Annotated in this window: 15 protein-coding genes; 4 read left to right on the top strand and 11 right to left on the bottom strand. The window is 61.8% G+C overall.

Annotated features, from left to right (window positions below; genetic code table 11):
• Positions 1-14: 14 nt before the first annotated feature.
• Positions 15-845, top strand: coding sequence for an NADPH-dependent 7-cyano-7-deazaguanine reductase QueF (gene queF, locus AC1RCO_RS29775; protein WP_011060287.1), 831 nt, complete (start codon positions 15-17; stop codon positions 843-845).
• A 60-nt stretch (positions 846-905) separates the two neighbouring features.
• Here queF and AC1RCO_RS29770 read toward each other — a convergent pair whose 3' ends face one another.
• Positions 906-1,169, bottom strand: a complete 264-nt coding sequence (locus AC1RCO_RS29770; protein ID WP_011060288.1) for a DUF4404 family protein — start codon at positions 1,167-1,169, stop codon at positions 906-908.
• Positions 1,170-1,291: 122 nt separating this feature from the next.
• Positions 1,292-1,912: an HAD superfamily inactivated hydrolase PcrP gene (gene pcrP / locus AC1RCO_RS29765; RefSeq protein WP_019093683.1), complete on the bottom strand. Its 621-nt coding sequence runs from the start codon at positions 1,910-1,912 to the stop codon at positions 1,292-1,294.
• Positions 1,913-2,116: 204 nt separating this feature from the next.
• Between pcrP and AC1RCO_RS29760 the strand changes: the two genes are divergently transcribed.
• Positions 2,117-2,803 (top strand): MlaA family lipoprotein, encoded by a 687-nt coding sequence (locus tag AC1RCO_RS29760; RefSeq protein WP_011060290.1) that lies wholly within the window; start codon positions 2,117-2,119, stop codon positions 2,801-2,803.
• A 65-nt stretch (positions 2,804-2,868) separates the two neighbouring features.
• Here AC1RCO_RS29760 and AC1RCO_RS29755 read toward each other — a convergent pair whose 3' ends face one another.
• Positions 2,869-3,168, bottom strand: coding sequence for a PilZ domain-containing protein (locus AC1RCO_RS29755; protein WP_011060291.1), 300 nt, complete (start codon positions 3,166-3,168; stop codon positions 2,869-2,871).
• 276 nt (positions 3,169-3,444) lie between these two features.
• On the opposite strand from AC1RCO_RS29755, the gene rssB reads away from it, so the two are divergent.
• Together rssB and rssC are read left to right on the top strand one after the other, a co-directional pair.
• On the top strand, positions 3,445-4,629 hold the full coding sequence (rssB, locus tag AC1RCO_RS29750; protein WP_492618373.1) for a two-component system response regulator RssB: 1,185 nt from the start codon (positions 3,445-3,447) through the stop codon (positions 4,627-4,629).
• A complete protein-coding gene (rssC, locus tag AC1RCO_RS29745; RefSeq protein WP_003218919.1) occupies positions 4,626-5,108 on the top strand; it encodes an anti-sigma factor antagonist RssC in 483 nt (160 codons plus the stop codon). The genes rssB and rssC overlap by 4 nt, the downstream gene beginning before the upstream one ends.
• 73 nt (positions 5,109-5,181) lie before the next feature.
• Here rssC and tal read toward each other — a convergent pair whose 3' ends face one another.
• The 8 genes from tal to AC1RCO_RS29705 all read right to left on the bottom strand — a co-directional run bounded on the left by tal (position 5,182) and on the right by AC1RCO_RS29705 (position 15,413).
• Positions 5,182-6,108, bottom strand: a complete 927-nt coding sequence (gene tal / locus AC1RCO_RS29740; RefSeq protein WP_011060293.1) for a transaldolase — start codon at positions 6,106-6,108, stop codon at positions 5,182-5,184.
• Positions 6,109-6,285: 177 nt separating this feature from the next.
• On the bottom strand, positions 6,286-7,287 hold the full coding sequence (dusA, locus tag AC1RCO_RS29735; protein ID WP_492618329.1) for a tRNA dihydrouridine(20/20a) synthase DusA: 1,002 nt from the start codon (positions 7,285-7,287) through the stop codon (positions 6,286-6,288).
• Positions 7,288-7,405: 118 nt separating this feature from the next.
• On the bottom strand, positions 7,406-8,305 hold the full coding sequence (locus AC1RCO_RS29730) for a glycosyltransferase family 2 protein (protein ID WP_011060343.1): 900 nt from the start codon (positions 8,303-8,305) through the stop codon (positions 7,406-7,408).
• The gene (locus AC1RCO_RS29725) at positions 8,289-9,392 is read right to left on the bottom strand and encodes a glycosyltransferase family protein (protein ID WP_019095056.1); all 1,104 of its coding nucleotides are present in this window, start codon (positions 9,390-9,392) and stop codon (positions 8,289-8,291) included. Before AC1RCO_RS29725 ends, AC1RCO_RS29730 begins: the two co-directional genes overlap by 17 nt.
• Complete coding sequence (locus AC1RCO_RS29720) at positions 9,389-11,461, bottom strand: glycosyltransferase (RefSeq protein WP_492618328.1); 2,073 nt, start codon at positions 11,459-11,461, stop codon at positions 9,389-9,391. The genes AC1RCO_RS29725 and AC1RCO_RS29720 overlap by 4 nt, the downstream gene beginning before the upstream one ends.
• Positions 11,462-11,486: 25 nt before the next feature.
• Complete coding sequence (locus tag AC1RCO_RS29715; RefSeq protein WP_401335947.1) at positions 11,487-12,509, bottom strand: class I SAM-dependent methyltransferase; 1,023 nt, start codon at positions 12,507-12,509, stop codon at positions 11,487-11,489.
• Between the two features lie 29 nt (positions 12,510-12,538).
• Complete coding sequence (locus AC1RCO_RS29710) at positions 12,539-14,728, bottom strand: glycosyltransferase (RefSeq protein WP_492618327.1); 2,190 nt, start codon at positions 14,726-14,728, stop codon at positions 12,539-12,541.
• Positions 14,721-15,413, bottom strand: coding sequence for a 2OG-Fe(II) oxygenase family protein (locus tag AC1RCO_RS29705; protein WP_053150206.1), 693 nt, complete (start codon positions 15,411-15,413; stop codon positions 14,721-14,723). The genes AC1RCO_RS29710 and AC1RCO_RS29705 overlap by 8 nt, the downstream gene beginning before the upstream one ends.
• Positions 15,414-15,416: the final 3 nt, after the last annotated feature.

The raw sequence follows: 15,416 nt of genomic DNA, 5'->3' as shown, positions 1-15,416 counted from the left end.
GTCAGGTTTCCGCCATGCATCCCGCAGCCGAACATTCGCCGCTGGGCAAGTCCAGTGAATACGTCTCCACTTACACCCCGTCCTTGCTGTTCCCGATTCCCCGGGCGGCAAAATGGGCCGAGCTGGGCTTGAGTGCCGATACCCTTCCTTATAAGGGCGTGGACTACTGGAACTGCTTCGAGTTGTCCTGGCTGCTGCCGTCGGGCAAGCCGGTAGTGGCTATCGGTGAGTTCAGCATTCCCGCCGATTCGCCGAACATCATCGAATCCAAGTCGTTCAAGCTGTACCTCAATTCGCTGAACCAGACGCCGTTCGATGATCGGGCGACCCTTGAGGCCACCTTGCGCACTGATCTGTCGGCTGCTGCCGGCAAGCCGGTAGGCGTGCGGATCCGCAGCCTGCAGGAGGTCGAGGCCGAAGGCGTGGTGGCGCTGCCTGGGGTGTGTATCGATGATCTGGATATCAGTGTCGATAGCTATGAGCACCCGCGCCCCGAACTGCTGCGCTGCGATGCTTCGCGCGTGGTGGAGGAGAGCGTGCACAGTCATCTGCTCAAGTCCAACTGCCCGGTAACCAGCCAGCCGGACTGGGGCAGCGTGGTGGTGCAATACCGGGGCGCGGCTCTGGATCACGCCAGCCTGCTGGCCTATCTGGTGAGCTTCCGCCAGCACTCGGACTTTCACGAACAGTGCGTGGAGCGGATCTTTCTCGACCTGCAACGCTTGCTCAAGCCGGAGAGACTCACCGTGTATGCGCGTTATGTGCGCCGCGGTGGGCTGGATATCAACCCTTACCGCAGTACCGAAACCGCGGATTTCGCCAATCACCGGTTGGTACGCCAGTAAAAGCAAAGCCCCGCTCCGAGAGCGGGGCTTTTGCTTTGTGGGGTTGGCTACCGGGGGGGCTCAGATGCCGATGTTGCCCAGGGTCTGGACGATATTGCGCAGGGTTCCGGCAATCGCCGGGTGCTCCAGTTCGAAGCGTTCCACGGCCAGGTTGACGCCGTCGGCGAGGCTGGCGTCCTGGGTGCCGGTCTCCAGTTTGAGTTGCAGTTCGATCTGCTGCATCAGCTCTTGCAGATTGTTGCGCTCGGCTTCGGAAAGCGGTGGGTTCTGTTCCAATTGCTCGCGCAGGGTGTCGAGTTGTTCTTGCAGTTCGCGGGCAGGCATGGCGTTCTCCCTTTATTGATAGGCACAGGGATGGACCGCGCTGTCGAGTCAAAGGTCCATGCCCACGGCTTAGAGTAATCCACTCCCAGGCGCTGTGCATGATCCTGATCAACAGGCTTATGTCAGGGTTTTTCACCCTTGAGCCGGCGCAGTTCGATGTCCGCCAGGCAGGTGTTCAACTCCCCCAGATGGTCGATGACCGAATGCACCCCCAGGCCGAAGAGCTGCACCGTGGCCTTGCCACGCTTGAATTCCCGTTCCTGCTGGCTCAGGGCCTGCCATTCGCTGGGGGTCATGCCGCACAGGGAGCCGCAAGAGGCCAGGCCGATGGTCCAGAGGCCGGCATTGAGGCCCGACTGCAGCAGTTGGGGTTCGCCGCTGACCAAGACACAGCCGTCGATGCCTTTGACGTTGAGCGCCATCAGCGCCTGCCAGCAGGCATCGGGTGCAGGCCAGGGGGCGGGGGAGTGAGGTGCCGGCGTGATCCAGTCCGGCAGGACGGCAGCCAATTGGCGGCTACTGGCGGGGAGCAGTTGCTCCAGCCAGGCGCAGGGGATGCCTTGCTGATGCAGGCGCCGCAGCGTTTCCAGTGCGCCAGGTGTGGCTTGGGCTTGCTCCGGATCAGGTTTGTCCGTGGCTTGCTGGCGCATCCGCGCGCCGAAATCCACCAGGCAGCCACTGAGGCCGAAGAGTACGGCAGTCAATGGGCGGGCGGGTTGCACTGAGGCGTCGGCGTGGGGCATGTCAGCGTCCTTGAAATACCCTTGGAGGCTAGCGGCAGAACATGACATGCAGGTGACAGTACGGTGAATGGCAGCAAGGTTGGCTGAACCCCGGCTGAAGACGGTTTGCGGTGATGCTGCCTAAACCGGCATATCCGCTTTATACTCCTGAACTTATCCTCAGGGCATAGCCCCACGAGAGAACAATCGAAGGAGTTTCCTGCTATGCGCTGGAGCCGTTATCTAGTTCCACTATGTATGAGTGCCGGTGTGACGCTGGCTCCCCTGGTTGCCCAGGCGGCCGAAGATGATCCATGGGAAAGCATCAACCGTCCCATCTTCACCTTCAACGATACGCTGGATACTTATGCCCTGAAGCCTCTGGCACAGGGCTATCAGGCCGTCACTCCGCAGTTTCTGGAAGATGGCATCCACAACATGTTTCGCAACATCGGTGATGTCGGCAACCTCGCCAATGACATCCTCCAGGCCAAACCTGGTGCTGCCGGTGTCGACACTGCGCGACTGTTGATGAACACCACCCTGGGCCTGGCGGGCTTCTTTGATGTCGGTACCAAGATGGGCCTGCAGCGCAATGACGAAGACTTCGGCCAGACCCTCGGTCATTGGGGCGTGGGCAGCGGTCCCTACGTGATGCTGCCGTTGCTGGGGCCAAGCACCCTGCGTGATGCGCCGGCCAAGTATGTCGACAGCTACACCGAACCCTACCGCTACATGAATGACATCCCCGCGCGCAACATCACCATGGGTGTGGATGTCGTCGATACCCGTGCCAGCCTGCTCTCGGCGGACAAGCTGATTCGCGGTGACAAATACACCTTCATTCGCAATGCCTACCTGCAGAATCGCGAATTCAAGATCAAGGACGGCAAGGTCGAAGACGACTTCTAAGCTCGACTGTCCTGCACAAACTGAAAAGGCGGCCTGATGGCCGCCTTTTTCATGGGTTGGAATCTTTACTTCATTTTAAGGATTGTAAGTCCAAGTTTCTGGCCGCCACCTTCTTGTGGGTTGACCCATACCACTTCTGTCTCTGCTTCCAGCCCCCTGAGGGCTGCGTGCTCTGAGTCGATACGTACACTCAACTGATCGCCGACCTGGAACGAACGTGGTGCCTGAACCTGCATGCCGCTGCTGGAAAGATCGATGCAGACCGCTTCGATCACCTGCCCCTGATGGATCAGCGTGACCTCTGCATCCACCCGCATGCGGATGTAATCGCGCTTTTCGCTGTAGTCACGCTGGTTTTGGTTCATGGGTTCCATCCTGCGATTGAGTTGCGGTTTTAGCGGTTTTTATAACTCCCGGTGATTTGCGGTGTAAAGACGTCAGGCGACCATCGGCATGAGCTTGAAACGCCCCGCGGATGGGAGTACCGTCTGCGCCTTAGAAGGGCACCTCTGATGGTCGGGCGTGCAGGGCTCAAGGTCCTGGCCTGGCTTGCAGAGTGGCTAGAAAGCGAATCCAGTAGCGTGCCTCAGGCCCCAGGCCAGAGCACCTACGCCAACCTAATTCTGGCGCCGTTTGCCCACATGCAAAAAACCAGTGCCACGCTGCTGATAATCGATGACGACGAAGTAGTGCGCGCGAGCCTCGCGGCCTATTTGGAAGACAGTGGCTTCAGCGTACTGCAGGCCGCTAACGGCCAGCAGGGTCTTCAGGTATTCGAGCGCGACAACCCCGATCTGGTGATCTGCGATCTGCGCATGCCGCAGATGGGCGGTCTCGAGCTTATCCGTCAAGTGACCGAACTGTCCCCGCAAACCCCGGTGATCGTGGTTTCGGGTGCGGGCGTCATGAACGATGCGGTTGAAGCCCTGCGCCTGGGCGCGGCGGACTACCTGATCAAGCCGCTGGAAGATCTGGCCGTGCTCGAGCACTCGGTGCGCCGCGCCCTGGATCGTGCTCGCCTGTTGCTGGAAAACCAGCGTTACAGAGAGAAGCTTGAAGCCGCCAACCGCGAGCTCGAAGCCAGCCTCAATCTGCTCCAGGAAGACCAGAACGCCGGTCGACAGGTGCAGATGAACATGCTGCCGACCAGCCCCTGGTCGATTGACGAATTCAACTTTGCCCACCAGATCATCCCGTCGTTGTACCTGTCGGGTGATTTTGTCGACTATTTCCGTGTCGACGAGCGCCGGGTGGCCTTCTACCTGGCGGATGTTTCCGGTCATGGTGCGTCGTCGGCCTTTGTCACCGTGCTGTTGAAGTTCATGACCACCCGTTTGCTGTTCGAGTCCAAGCGCAATGGCACCTTGCCGGAGTTCAAGCCTTCGGAAGTGCTAGGCCATATCAACCGTGGCCTGATCAGTTGTAAGCTGGGCAAACACGTCACGATGGTCGGTGGAGTCATCGACGAGGAGACTGGCTTGTTGACCTATAGCATTGGCGGGCACTTGCCGTTGCCGGTGTTGTACACCCCCGACAGTGTGCGTTATCTGGAAGGGCGTGGTTTGCCGGTGGGCCTGTTCAACGAGGCCGCCTACGAAGACCACATTCTGGAGCTGCCGCCGGTGTTCAGCCTGACGCTGATGTCCGATGGCATCCTGGACCTTTTGCCCGAGCCTACACTCAAAGAGAAAGAAGCAGCCTTGCCCGAACGGGTGAGGGCAGCGGGCGGCAGCCTGGATGGCTTGCGGCAAGTTTTTGGATTGGCCACGCTAGGGGAGATGCCGGATGATATCGCCCTGTTAGTGTTGAGCAGGAACCTTCAATGAGTACCGGTAGAATCCAGTTCGCCGAGCAGGATGGCACCTTCGTCCTGAAGTTCGTCGGTGAAGTGCGCCTGACCCTGTGTTCGGCGCTGGATGCGACTATTGAGCGGATTTTCACCGCGCTGAATTTTTCGGCGATCGTGATCGATCTGACAGAAACCCGCAGCATCGACAGCACCACCCTGGGCCTGCTGGCCAAGCTCTCGATCCTGTCGCGGCAGAAAGTCGGTCTGTTGCCCACCGTCGTCACCACCCACGAAGACATTACCAGGCTGTTGCAGTCCATGGGCTTCGATCAAGTGTTCAACATCGTCGATCGCCCGATTCCCTGTCCGGAATGCCTGACCGACCTGCCGTCCCAGGACCAGTCGGAAGAAGTGGTACGGGTCAAGGTCCTGGAGGCGCACAAGATCCTCATGGGCCTTAATGACTCCAACCGTGAAGCCTTTCACGATCTGGTGAATGCCCTGGAGCGTCACTGATCGACTGAAACGCTAGTGCACAAAAAAGGGCGAGCCTGTGAGGGTTCGCCCTTTTTGCGTTGACGCGAAGCGATCAGAGCTTTGCAGCCAGCAGGGCTTCGAGCTTTTCCTGGTCGCGGGCGAACTGGCGGATGCCTTCAGCCAGCTTTTCGGTGGCCATGGCGTCTTCGTTGGAGGCCCAGCGGAACTGTGCTTCGTTCAGGCTCTGGCGAGCTTCACCGGTCTTGCCCGGGCTCAGCTTGCGTTCCAGCTTGCCGGTGTCGGCGGCAAGCTTCTCAATCAGATCCGGGCTGATGGTCAGGCGATCGCAGCCGGCCAGTTGCTCGATCTGGTTGAGGTTGCGGAAGCTTGCCCCCATGACCACGGTCTTGTAGTCATTGGCCTTGTAGTAGTTGTAGATGCGGGTAACCGACTGCACGCCCGGATCGTCAGCGCCCTGATAGTCGTTGCCGGTAGCCTTCTTGTACCAGTCGTAGATCCGCCCTACGAATGGCGAAATCAGAAACACCCCGGCTTCGGCGCAGGCCACGGCCTGGGCGAAGGAAAACAGCAGGGTGAGGTTGGTCTGGATGCCTTCGCGCTCCAGCTTTTCGGCGGCGCGGATGCCTTCCCAGGTAGAGGCGATCTTGATCAGCACCCGATCACGGCCGATGCCGGCCTTGTCATACAGCTCGATCAGCCGATGGGCGCGCTTGAGCATGGCTTCGGTATCGAACGACAGGCGGGCGTCCACCTCAGTGGAAATACGGCCCGGAATGACCTTGAGAATCTCCTGGCCGACAGCCACGCCGAAACGGTCGCTGGCCAGGCCGACATCGCCTTTGCAGTCGTTGACGCAGGCATTCAGCAGATCGGCATAACCCGGGATGGCCGCAGCCTTGAGCAGCAGCGAAGGGTTGGTGGTGGCATCCACCGGCTTGACCCGGGCGATGGCGTCGAAGTCACCGGTATCGGCCACTACGGTGGTGATTTTCTTCAGTTGTTCCAGCTTGGAAGTCATGAGCGTGCTCTGTCCTATGGGTCTGACGACATTACCCGAGCGCTGTCAGGCGCTCAAGGGCGCGGAATGCTAACTGCGGCCCCAAAGTCCGTGACCTGAAAACAGTCGTTTGAATGCTGGGGCACTGTCCAGTAGATACGATGCCAAAAGCCCGGCCAGGTTCAACCCGGCCGACGCTTAACGTCCTTCCAGCAACTGCCCGGCCTGATCCAGCAGGGCCAGCGGATCATGGGTCTTGTGGATATCCACCGACAACAGCTGGCGGAACTTGCGAGCACCGGGGAAGCCCGTGCCCAGCCCTAGGACATGGCGCGTGATGTGGTGCATGGCGCCCCCGGCAGCCAGGTGCTCGGCAATATAGGGGCGCAACCGGGCCAGCGCCTCGGCCCGGGAAATCACCGGCTCAGTGCTGCCAAACAGCTGCTGGTCTACCTCGGCCAGCAGATAGGGGTTGTGATAGGCCTCACGGCCCAGCATCACCCCATCGAAAGTCTGCAGATGTTCATGACAGGCCTCGAGGGTCTTGATCCCACCGTTGAGGATGATTTCCAACTGTGGGAAATCCGCCTTCAATTGCGCCGCCACGTCGTAGCGCAGCGGGGGAATGTCCCGGTTCTCCTTGGGCGAGAGGCCTTCGAGAATGGCGATTCGTGCGTGCACGGTAAAGCTGCTGCATCCGGCTTCCATGACCTGGCCGACGAAATCGCATAGCTCGGCATAACTATCGCGACCGTTGATACCGATCCGATGCTTGACCGTCACGGGAATCGACACCGCATCGCGCATGGCTTTCACGCAATCGGCCACCAGCGCCGGATGGCCCATCAGGCAGGCACCGATCATGTTGTTCTGCACCCGGTCGCTGGGGCAACCGACGTTGAGGTTGACCTCATCGTAGCCATGCTCCTGGGCCATGCGCGCGCACGCCGCGAGATCCGCCGGCGTGCTGCCCCCCAGTTGCAACGCCAGAGGGTGCTCGGACGGGTGGTAGCGCAGGAAGCGCTCGTGATCACCATTGAGCAGCGCACCCGTGGTGACCATTTCGGTGTAGAGCAAGGTGTGCTTGGACAGTAGGCGCAGGAAGAATCGGCAGTGACGATCCGTCCAATCCATCATCGGCGCCACACTGAAGCGCCGGGAAGGTTCTGAACGGGAAGGGCTTGAAGCGGTAAAGGGCATGGGATGTTTGTCGCTTTGCGGGGCAACCGCCTGTGGTCATGGCGGTTGTCGGGGTGACGAATTGGCGCAGTTTATCAGGAAGTGCCACGCCGACGTTGTGCTCTGAGCCATTGCCGGACTAGCGAGGTTGTCCGAGTATCCGTCCCAGCTGCGCCAGCCAGTGGTAGCCCACCACGAAACTGAAACGTAGCCAGACACCTGCACAGATGCTCCAGGAGAGGACCCGGGGATAGTCCTCACGAAAAAACTTGCCATAGAAGCGGATCATGCCCCGGTGCTTGTGCCATTCGACGAACACCGGGCGGGTGCGGCTGCAGGCGCCCCAGGCGTGAAAGATCCTGGCCTGGGGTACGAAGCAGACTTTCCAGCCTTCCTGGCGAAAGCGCATGCACAGGTCCAGGTCCTCGCAGTGCAGGAAGTAGCCTTCGTCCCAGCCGCCGACGCTGTCCAGGGCTTTGCGCTTGACCAGCATGCAGGCGCCGGAAATGGCTTCTACCTGCGTCGGACGGCTGGGCAGGGGCTCGCGGTGCAGAAGAAAGTCGGAGAACAGTCGCGGCGAGAGCCAGGCCAGGCCCGACAGGTTAAGGGCGCGTACTACTGCTCGCCGTGGGGTGGGGAAGACCCGACGTCCACCGGGCTGTTCGCTGCCGTCGAAGTTGCACAGCAGGCCACCTGCCATGCCCAGATCGTGGGTGTGGCGCAGGGCGTCGATCATTCCTTGCAAGGCGCCCGGTTGCAATACGGTGTCGGGGTTGAGGAACAGGATGTGTGGCTGCTCGCAGTGACTGGCGCCTAGGTTGCAGGCCGCGGCGAAGCCGGTGTTGCTTGGGTTGCGCAGGATGAGCAGGCGTTCATCGGCAGCGAACCGGGTGGCAACCTGCTCCAGGCTGCCGTCATGGGAGGCATTGTCTACCAGCACCAGCCGGTTGATGTCCTGGGCCAGCACCGAGATCACGCAGTCCTCCAGCAGAAGGCCGGCGTTGTAGTTGACCACCACCACATCACAGGAACGCGGCATGGGCCCCCTCGAAGCGTTTTGCCCAGGAGTTGGCTTCGCGGAACTTCAGGGTCTCGGCCAGGGGCTCGGTAAACGTCAGCGCCTGGTGGATCACTCGGGAGATGTCGTCGAGGCTGTCGCTGAGAAACACTCCCGGAAGATGGCGCCTGGTGCCCATTTCGCCGAATGCGGTGCTGACCACTGGCAAGCCCAGGGCCCGGTACTCGTAATATTTGATCGGGTCGACGTAGCGGGTGATGTCGTTGCACTTGAACGGGATCAGGCCGACATCGAACTCGGCCATGGCTTGCAGCGCGGCCTCGTGGGACAGCGCCGGCAAGCACCGGATATTGTCCGGCAGTGCCCTGGGCGAAGGTCCGTGCTGGGGGCCGATCAGGCGTACCTCGGCCCCGGGAAAGGCCACGGCCAGGGCAAGCACGAATTCCCAGTCGAACCACTTGGCGAGGGTGCCGATGTAGCCGAACACCGGCCGTGTTCCATGTGCTGCGCGCCGGGACAGGGGCAGGGCGGGCAGGCGTTCGCTGGCGCAACCATTGAGCAGCAGCCGGGTATCGACCTGTTGCCGTTGCCAGTAGCGCTGCAAAGTCGTGCAAGAGGCCAGGGCGGTGACCACAGCCCGGGCGGTCTGGTGCTGGCGCCGGTGCATGGCACGGCGCGACCAGCCGCGATAGAACGCCGGTACGTTGTCCATGACGTCATAGAAACTGCCGGCGAAGATCGGTTCCTGCAGCAGTTGCAGGGCCAGCCTCGAGGGTTTGCCGATGCCGAGCTGGGTCGGTGCCTGGGCAAAATGGCGGATCTGTTGCTTGAGCTCCTGCCAGAACAGGCGATTGACCCAGCCCGAGCCGGGCAGGGGCTCTATGGGCAGGGCCCGGGGCCTGGCCAGGGTCAGCCAGTCCGGCACGGCGACGGTCGGGCCCTGGTATGGCGGGCGGGTAAGCAAGTCGGCCAGTACCGGCAAGCGCGTGGGATAGGGTTCGACCCACAGCACGGGGGCCTGGGTGGCCGCATGGAACTGGCGCACCAGTTCATGGGGGCGCTGCGCGAAGCTGTGCCAGCTGACCGGTGACAGATAGACCAGCCTCATGATGGCTCCCTGGCGGTGTGGGGAGTCCAGGGTCGGCCCCATTTCGCCTCGTACAGGGCCTTGTTGCGCTCAAACAGTTGTTGGCGCTGGCTGCCGGGCATCTGGCTGAACGAGGCAGAAAGATGGTGATGAATGAACACGTCTTCGGCAAAGGCGCAGGACAGCCCTGCTTGCTCGACCCGGCGGCAATAGTCGTCGTCTTCGAAAAAGCCCAGACCGAAGGCTTCATCCAGGGGCCCGACGCGCTCATAGGTCGACCTGGGCATCATGACCGCGAAGAAACCGAGGGTGGCGCAGGGCACCAGCTGGCCGGCATGGCGCCAGGTGTATTGGCGGGCGCGGCCAGGCATCTCCTCGAGGCTGCGGTAGCTGATCTCGATCTTCGCTTCGTTGCCGATGTTGTTGGTTACCGGCCCGATCAGGCCGAGCCCCGGGTTGCGTTGCAGGTGGCGGCGCAGGGTCTGCGCCCAGCCAGTGGTGACCTCGGTGTCGTTGTTGAGCAAGACCAGGAACTCGCCCCGAGCCCGGGCCAGGCCCTGATTGTTGGCCGCGGAGAAACCCAGGTTGCCGGGGTTGAGGATGAGCGAGTGAGCGCTGTCGCTGACCCACTGCCGAAGGAATTCGACGCTGCCGTCGGTGGAGGCATTGTCGACGACAATGATTTCCAGATTGCGGCCCAGAGCATCGGCGGCCAGGCTGGCCAGGCAGGCACGGGTCAATGCCAGGTTGTTGTAGGTCACTATTATCACGCTGATCAGGGGCCCGGTTTGCTCGCCTTCAACCAGGGCCTTCAACTGTTCTACCCGGTGCTCCCAAGTCTGTTGTGCGGCGAATTCCTGGCGCTGGCGGGAAGTGCTGTCGCAGGCAGGTTCCTGCAACGCCTGGGCGATGGCTTCGATAAAGGAGGGGGTATCCCTGGCAATGGATACCTGCTGGCCGAACTCCTGCAGCTCGGGCAGATCCACCGCCACCACCGGCTTGCCGGCACTCAGGTATTCGTAGACCTTGACCGGGTTGGTGGCCAGGGTCAGTGCCTCGATGCGAAACGGCAGGATGCAGACATCGAAGGCCTGCAGGTAGGCGGACAGCTGTGCGTAGGGGATTTCACCGGTCAGCCTGACGTTGGCATGGCGCTGCAGGCGCGCACCAACCCGCCCGGTATCTGCGCCTATCAGCAGGATCGTGCAGTGCCTGAAGGCTTCGGCGATGGCGGCCAGCAGATCCACATCAAACCACTGGGCGAGCGCGCCGTAGTAGCCGATCACGGGACGGCCTTGCGGGTCTTGATAACACTGGGCCGGGGGCTTGGAAAAATAGGTGAAGTCGGCGGCATTGCGCAATACGGAGCGTTGCCCGGTGCTTGCAGGCGGGCAGTGCCGACTCCAGTGGCGTTCCAGCCACGCCGAGGCAAACAGCGTGATATCGGCCTCGCGCAGCAGCTCATGCTCCAGTTGCAGGAGGTCAGGGGCGTTGTTGCCGAAGCCCTGATGGTCGTCCATGCAGTCATAGACCAGGCGGCTGGCCGGCAGCGCCCCGGCCACGGGGGCCCAGAACGGGTGCTGGACCAGGGAGATCACCTGGCTCGAATGGGCCCAGCTCAATAACTCGCCGATGCTGCGACGCAACTGCTGGACCACGGCCTCTTGCGGGGCAGCGTGGTAGAGGAGCGGGGCTGTGCGTGCAAACAGCCGCACTTCGAACAGCCGCCCTCGGTCATCCAGCGGGCGCAAGGTAAAACCGTCGCGAGCGTCGTCCTCCAGGCTGGCCGAGACATAGAAAACCCGGCGTTCGCTGGTGCTCAAGCCGCGGGCCAGGTGCTGGGGACGCTGCTGGCGGAAATCCCAGTCGATGGCACCCCAGACCACGTAATCCGGCCATTGCGGGTCGGCCGCCGGTAGCACGCTACAAGCGGGTACGAAACTCTTGGCGGCCCGCTGATGCCGACGCAGGGCCCGCCAGCCAGGTCCCAGCACGCCGTGATACAGGCGCTGGATCAAGGCTTTCAGCAGGTAAGGCAGCGGCAGGCGGTGATAGACGCGGCGCCAGCGCTGGAACAGGGCGGTGCTCATTGCCGCGCCCCGGATACAGAGCGAGTCAAGGCACGGACTCCGACTGTTTCGGGGTCGCGGCAACGATCACGAAATCGCTGTTCAGGGTGCCCGACTCGATCAGCCCGTCTTCGATGTCGAACAGCATCCGCAGCACCCGCATCGCCTGGGGATCATCGGCCTTGAAATTGCCGGCGATGCCATGCAGCAGAAATTGCAGCAGGGTGCCGCCGCAGGTGTTGAGGGCCTGGATCTGGAAGTGCTGTTCCACCACCTTGAGGATGTCCTGGGAGCGCACCGCCTCGGACGGATCAACCTTCACCACCTCTTGTGGATCAGGGAGCGGTACGTTGTTCTGCACCTGACCGTAGGAACCCTGGACGAAAGAGCGGCGCATGGCCGGGGGAATCAGGGCGAAGGCATGGCTGATGGCTGCGCACTGGGCCTGGTCAAAGGCAAAGTGATTGGCGCCGACATACTCGTTGAAGAACAGCCAGCCGTCCGCCTTCAAGGCCTGGCGGACATTGGCGCAGACCTTTTCCAATTGGCGAATGTGATGCAGTGAACCGTTGAACCAGACGGCGTCGTAATGAGCGCTGGGCAGTTGCACCCGCTCGACGTCGGTAAGGCTGTAGTGCAGGGTCCGGGCCCCCAGCGCCGCCGCTTCTGCCCGGGCGGTGTCCAGCGCCGCCGGGGCGATATCCACGGCGTCGCAGTCCTGGAAGGCCTGGAGTTTGTAGAGCTCGCGTTCCAGGGTACCGGTGCCGCAGCCGATGCTCAGCATACGCGGCACCGGTAACCGGCCCGCCAGAAAGGTGTTCAGGCAATAGGGTACCCAGTGAGCATGACCGCTGCTGGCCGTGGCCTTTTGCTGATGGCGTTGTTGCACCGCAGGCACTGCCAGCCAGTAGACATCCGCAGAAAACGCATCCGAGCCGGCCTGGTTCTGTGACCAGTGCTCGGCGGTCTGCGCCTTGCGCTGCTCCTCGCTCATGTCGTCCGGGGGAACATGGGCTGCGACTGCCCGACCACTGAGCTGTTGAATTATTTTTTTCAGCACGTTCGGCATCTTCCTTGTGGGTGTATCGGGCTGCAGATTCAGTCGGTGAGCTTCATTCCCGTGGCGTCGGCGTTCGCTCTGCGGCGTGCTTGACGATGGGGTTGCCAGGGCCCCCACTTGCTTTCGAAGTAGGCCTGGTTCTTGTCCCATAACCGCTGGTATTCGCCGCTGGCGATAAGGGCCTTGAACGAGGCCTGGCCGTAGTGGTGGATGTAGCTGTCCTCGGCGCATACGGTGCGCAAGCCGGCGGCCTGGACTCGCCGGCTGTAGTCGTCGTCTTCGAACATGCCGATGCCAAAGGCTTCATCCAGCCAGCCCACCTGATCCAGCACTTCGCGGCGCATCGCTACGCAAAACATGGCCAGCATCGGGATGTCGAAGCAGCGCCCGCGGTACTGGCTGGCGCGCCGGTCGGCGAAGTCCTCCATGTCGTCGAGGTCCTGGTAGTCGATGCTGACCCGGGCCTCGTTGCCCACCGCATTGGTGGTCGGCCCCACCAACCCCACCTCCGGGTCGTCGAGGTGGCGCAGCAGGGGCGCGAGCCAGCCCTTGGGCACCACGGTGTCGTTGTTGAGCAGGACCAGGTAGTGGCCCTGCGCAAGGCGCAGGCCCTGGTTGTTGGCGGCGGCGAAACCCAGGTTCTGTTCGTTGAGCACGATGCTCACATTGGGTTCGCTGCGGGCCAGGTAGCGCAGGTAGTTGCGGGTGGAGTCCTGCGAGGCGTTGTCGACGATGATCAGTTGCAGGTTCGGGTAGGCGCAATTGCGCAGCAGGCTGTCGATGCAGCCGCGGGTCAGCTGCACATTGTTGTAGGTGACGATGATTACCGAGACCTTCGGAAACAGTTCGACCAGCGCATCGCGCGTGTCTTCGAAGCGTTGCCGCCAATCGTTTTCCCTGGCCAGTGCCAGCCGTTGGTTCCAGCGCTGCAGATCGGTTTCCCCAAGGGCTCTTTCGATCTGCGTGACAAAGGCAGACGGCCCGTCGGCGAAATACAGGTAAGGCTCGTAGATCTGCATCTCCAGCAGCGGCACTGCGACCACGGGTTTGCCGGCGCTGATGAACTCGTAGAACTTCACCGGATCCACCGCGTGGGTCACGTTGTAGAGGCGAAAAGGAATGATGCAGACATCGAAGTGGTACAGGTATTGCGGCATCTGCGAGTAAGGCTTGCGGCCCAGCAGGTGCACATTGGGCAAGCGGTCGAGGCCGGCCAGGTCACGGACGAACACATCGCCAATGAGCACCAGATTCCACTCTGGTCGTTGTCGGGCGATGGCCGCCACCAGCTCAAAATCGACCCATTCGGCCAGGGCACCATAGAAGCCGATGATCGGGCCTTGAAGCTCCTCCAGCAGAGTATTGGGTGTACAGCATCGGGCAAAGAAGTCGAAGTCCACCCCGTTTCTAACCAACTGGCAGCGACGGCTGGTACTGGCCCATTTGTCGTACAGCACGGAGGCGGTGACGGTTACCAGATCAGCCTGTTCCACCAGTACCTGTTCCTGGGCCAGCAAGGGCTGACCGATGTTCGGAAAGTCCTGCCATTCGTCCATGCAGTCGTATTGCACGGGCCAGCCGTATGCCTTGCGCAGGTGCAGGGCCAGGCGCGTCCAATAGGGCAGGTGAACCACCGACACCGCCGTCTTGATCCGGTAGTCGCTCACCAGGGCCTGCAACGCCTCTGCATTGGCGCGCAGGTTGCCTTCGGTGATGCAGGTGGCGTAATAGTCCTGCCGTGCATGCCCGCGCAGGGTGACTTCGAAGACCCCGGGAGCGACTGGGTGCGCCGTATAGGGCCGCTCTGCCGCGGGTAGCGGCGAAAGGATAATGTAGAACACCCGATAACCCTGGATAGCGAACTGCGTCATCAGTTGCTGTGGTCGCTGGAACCTGGCGGACCAGTCGATATTGGCAAAGCACAGCAGGTCAAAATGCTGAGCAGCAGAGCCGGGTGCTGAGTCCTCCACGATATCGGGCTCCAAGGGGATGGAAGCTGGCAGAGGCTGGACGAGAGAGGGCAGGTGAGTCGGGTACTCGCTTTCGTCGTTGATCACCCCGTGCCGCAGCAGCTGCATCAGCATGCGCAGGGGGCGGGTCAGGCGCCAGGAACGCGAGCGCCGCATATGTTCGATATGCGCCAGGGCGGCATCGCGCTGAAGGATGGCCTGTGCGTGCTCGAGCCGCAGCAGGGTCGACTCCTGGTCCTGCGAGTGGGACTTAGTCATGAGCGGGCTCATAGTTGTGCAGTGGGCTCTGGTCGCCACTTGGCCACATTGAGCTGAGGGAGCCGGGCCGATAGAAGGTCACGGTCATGCTGCGCCGTGAAGTCCGGCAATTGGCTACCACCTGCGTCACCGCATGCCAGGAGTTCTCGGCGCGTACCAGTACTGCCGATGTGCCCACCAGGGGCGGGATCACCGCGACCACATCCGTGGGGTCGGCAGAGCCCAGGATATTCAGGCAGCCACCGTCCTCGATGTTCCAGGAATCGTTGAAGTACAGGATATGGGTCACCAGCTTGTCGCCCAGGTCCGGGTGCGGACCGAGGCAGGCCTGCGGCCCGTAGTGGAAGACATTGACCTCCATGGGAGCGTTTCTGAGGTCCATGTCGGTGAGCGTCGACAGCGCCAGGCGATAGTCCGGTGCGGTCAACTCGCTGGCCAGCCTGCGCCAGGCCGGGCTCAGGTGCTGCTCGTGGATAATGCGCCCGGTGCCCATTTCCACCAGTTGCCGTGCCTGGTACTCGTAGTCCTTTTCTCCGCCATAGCCGGACACCGTCTTGAAGGAGTCACGGGGATAGGTCGCTACCAGGGCCGCGGCGTCCGCGGGCGAATACAGTTCGGTGATCCGCCCCCAGCGAAAGGGCTGAGTGTGCAAGGGGGCTCTGGTCAGCATTGGCAGATTCAGCATCGT

It is taken from the genome of Pseudomonas sp. GW823-FHT03E05 (assembly GCF_058796855.1).
This window is presented reverse-complemented; position numbering and strand designations above follow the sequence as displayed.

Bases quoted from the DNA above. Each gene is read 5' to 3' on its own strand.
- queF (WP_011060287.1), top strand. From the start codon at position 15: ATGCATCCCGCAGCCGAACATTCGCCGCTGGGCAAGTCCAGTGAATAC.
- AC1RCO_RS29770 (WP_011060288.1), bottom strand. From the start codon at position 1,169: ATGCCTGCCCGCGAACTGCAAGAACAACTCGACACCCTGCGCGAGCAA.
- pcrP (WP_019093683.1), bottom strand. From the start codon at position 1,912: ATGCCCCACGCCGACGCCTCAGTGCAACCCGCCCGCCCATTGACTGCC.
- AC1RCO_RS29760 (WP_011060290.1), top strand. From the start codon at position 2,117: ATGCGCTGGAGCCGTTATCTAGTTCCACTATGTATGAGTGCCGGTGTG.
- AC1RCO_RS29755 (WP_011060291.1), bottom strand. From the start codon at position 3,168: ATGAACCAAAACCAGCGTGACTACAGCGAAAAGCGCGATTACATCCGC.
- rssB (WP_492618373.1), top strand. From the start codon at position 3,445: ATGCAAAAAACCAGTGCCACGCTGCTGATAATCGATGACGACGAAGTA.
- rssC (WP_003218919.1), top strand. From the start codon at position 4,626: ATGAGTACCGGTAGAATCCAGTTCGCCGAGCAGGATGGCACCTTCGTC.
- tal (WP_011060293.1), bottom strand. From the start codon at position 6,108: ATGACTTCCAAGCTGGAACAACTGAAGAAAATCACCACCGTAGTGGCC.
- dusA (WP_492618329.1), bottom strand. From the start codon at position 7,287: ATGCCCTTTACCGCTTCAAGCCCTTCCCGTTCAGAACCTTCCCGGCGC.
- AC1RCO_RS29730 (WP_011060343.1), bottom strand. From the start codon at position 8,305: ATGCCGCGTTCCTGTGATGTGGTGGTGGTCAACTACAACGCCGGCCTT.
- AC1RCO_RS29725 (WP_019095056.1), bottom strand. From the start codon at position 9,392: ATGAGGCTGGTCTATCTGTCACCGGTCAGCTGGCACAGCTTCGCGCAG.
- AC1RCO_RS29720 (WP_492618328.1), bottom strand. From the start codon at position 11,461: ATGAGCACCGCCCTGTTCCAGCGCTGGCGCCGCGTCTATCACCGCCTG.
- AC1RCO_RS29715 (WP_401335947.1), bottom strand. From the start codon at position 12,509: ATGCCGAACGTGCTGAAAAAAATAATTCAACAGCTCAGTGGTCGGGCA.
- AC1RCO_RS29710 (WP_492618327.1), bottom strand. From the start codon at position 14,728: ATGACTAAGTCCCACTCGCAGGACCAGGAGTCGACCCTGCTGCGGCTC.
- AC1RCO_RS29705 (WP_053150206.1), bottom strand. From the start codon at position 15,413: ATGCTGAATCTGCCAATGCTGACCAGAGCCCCCTTGCACACTCAGCCC.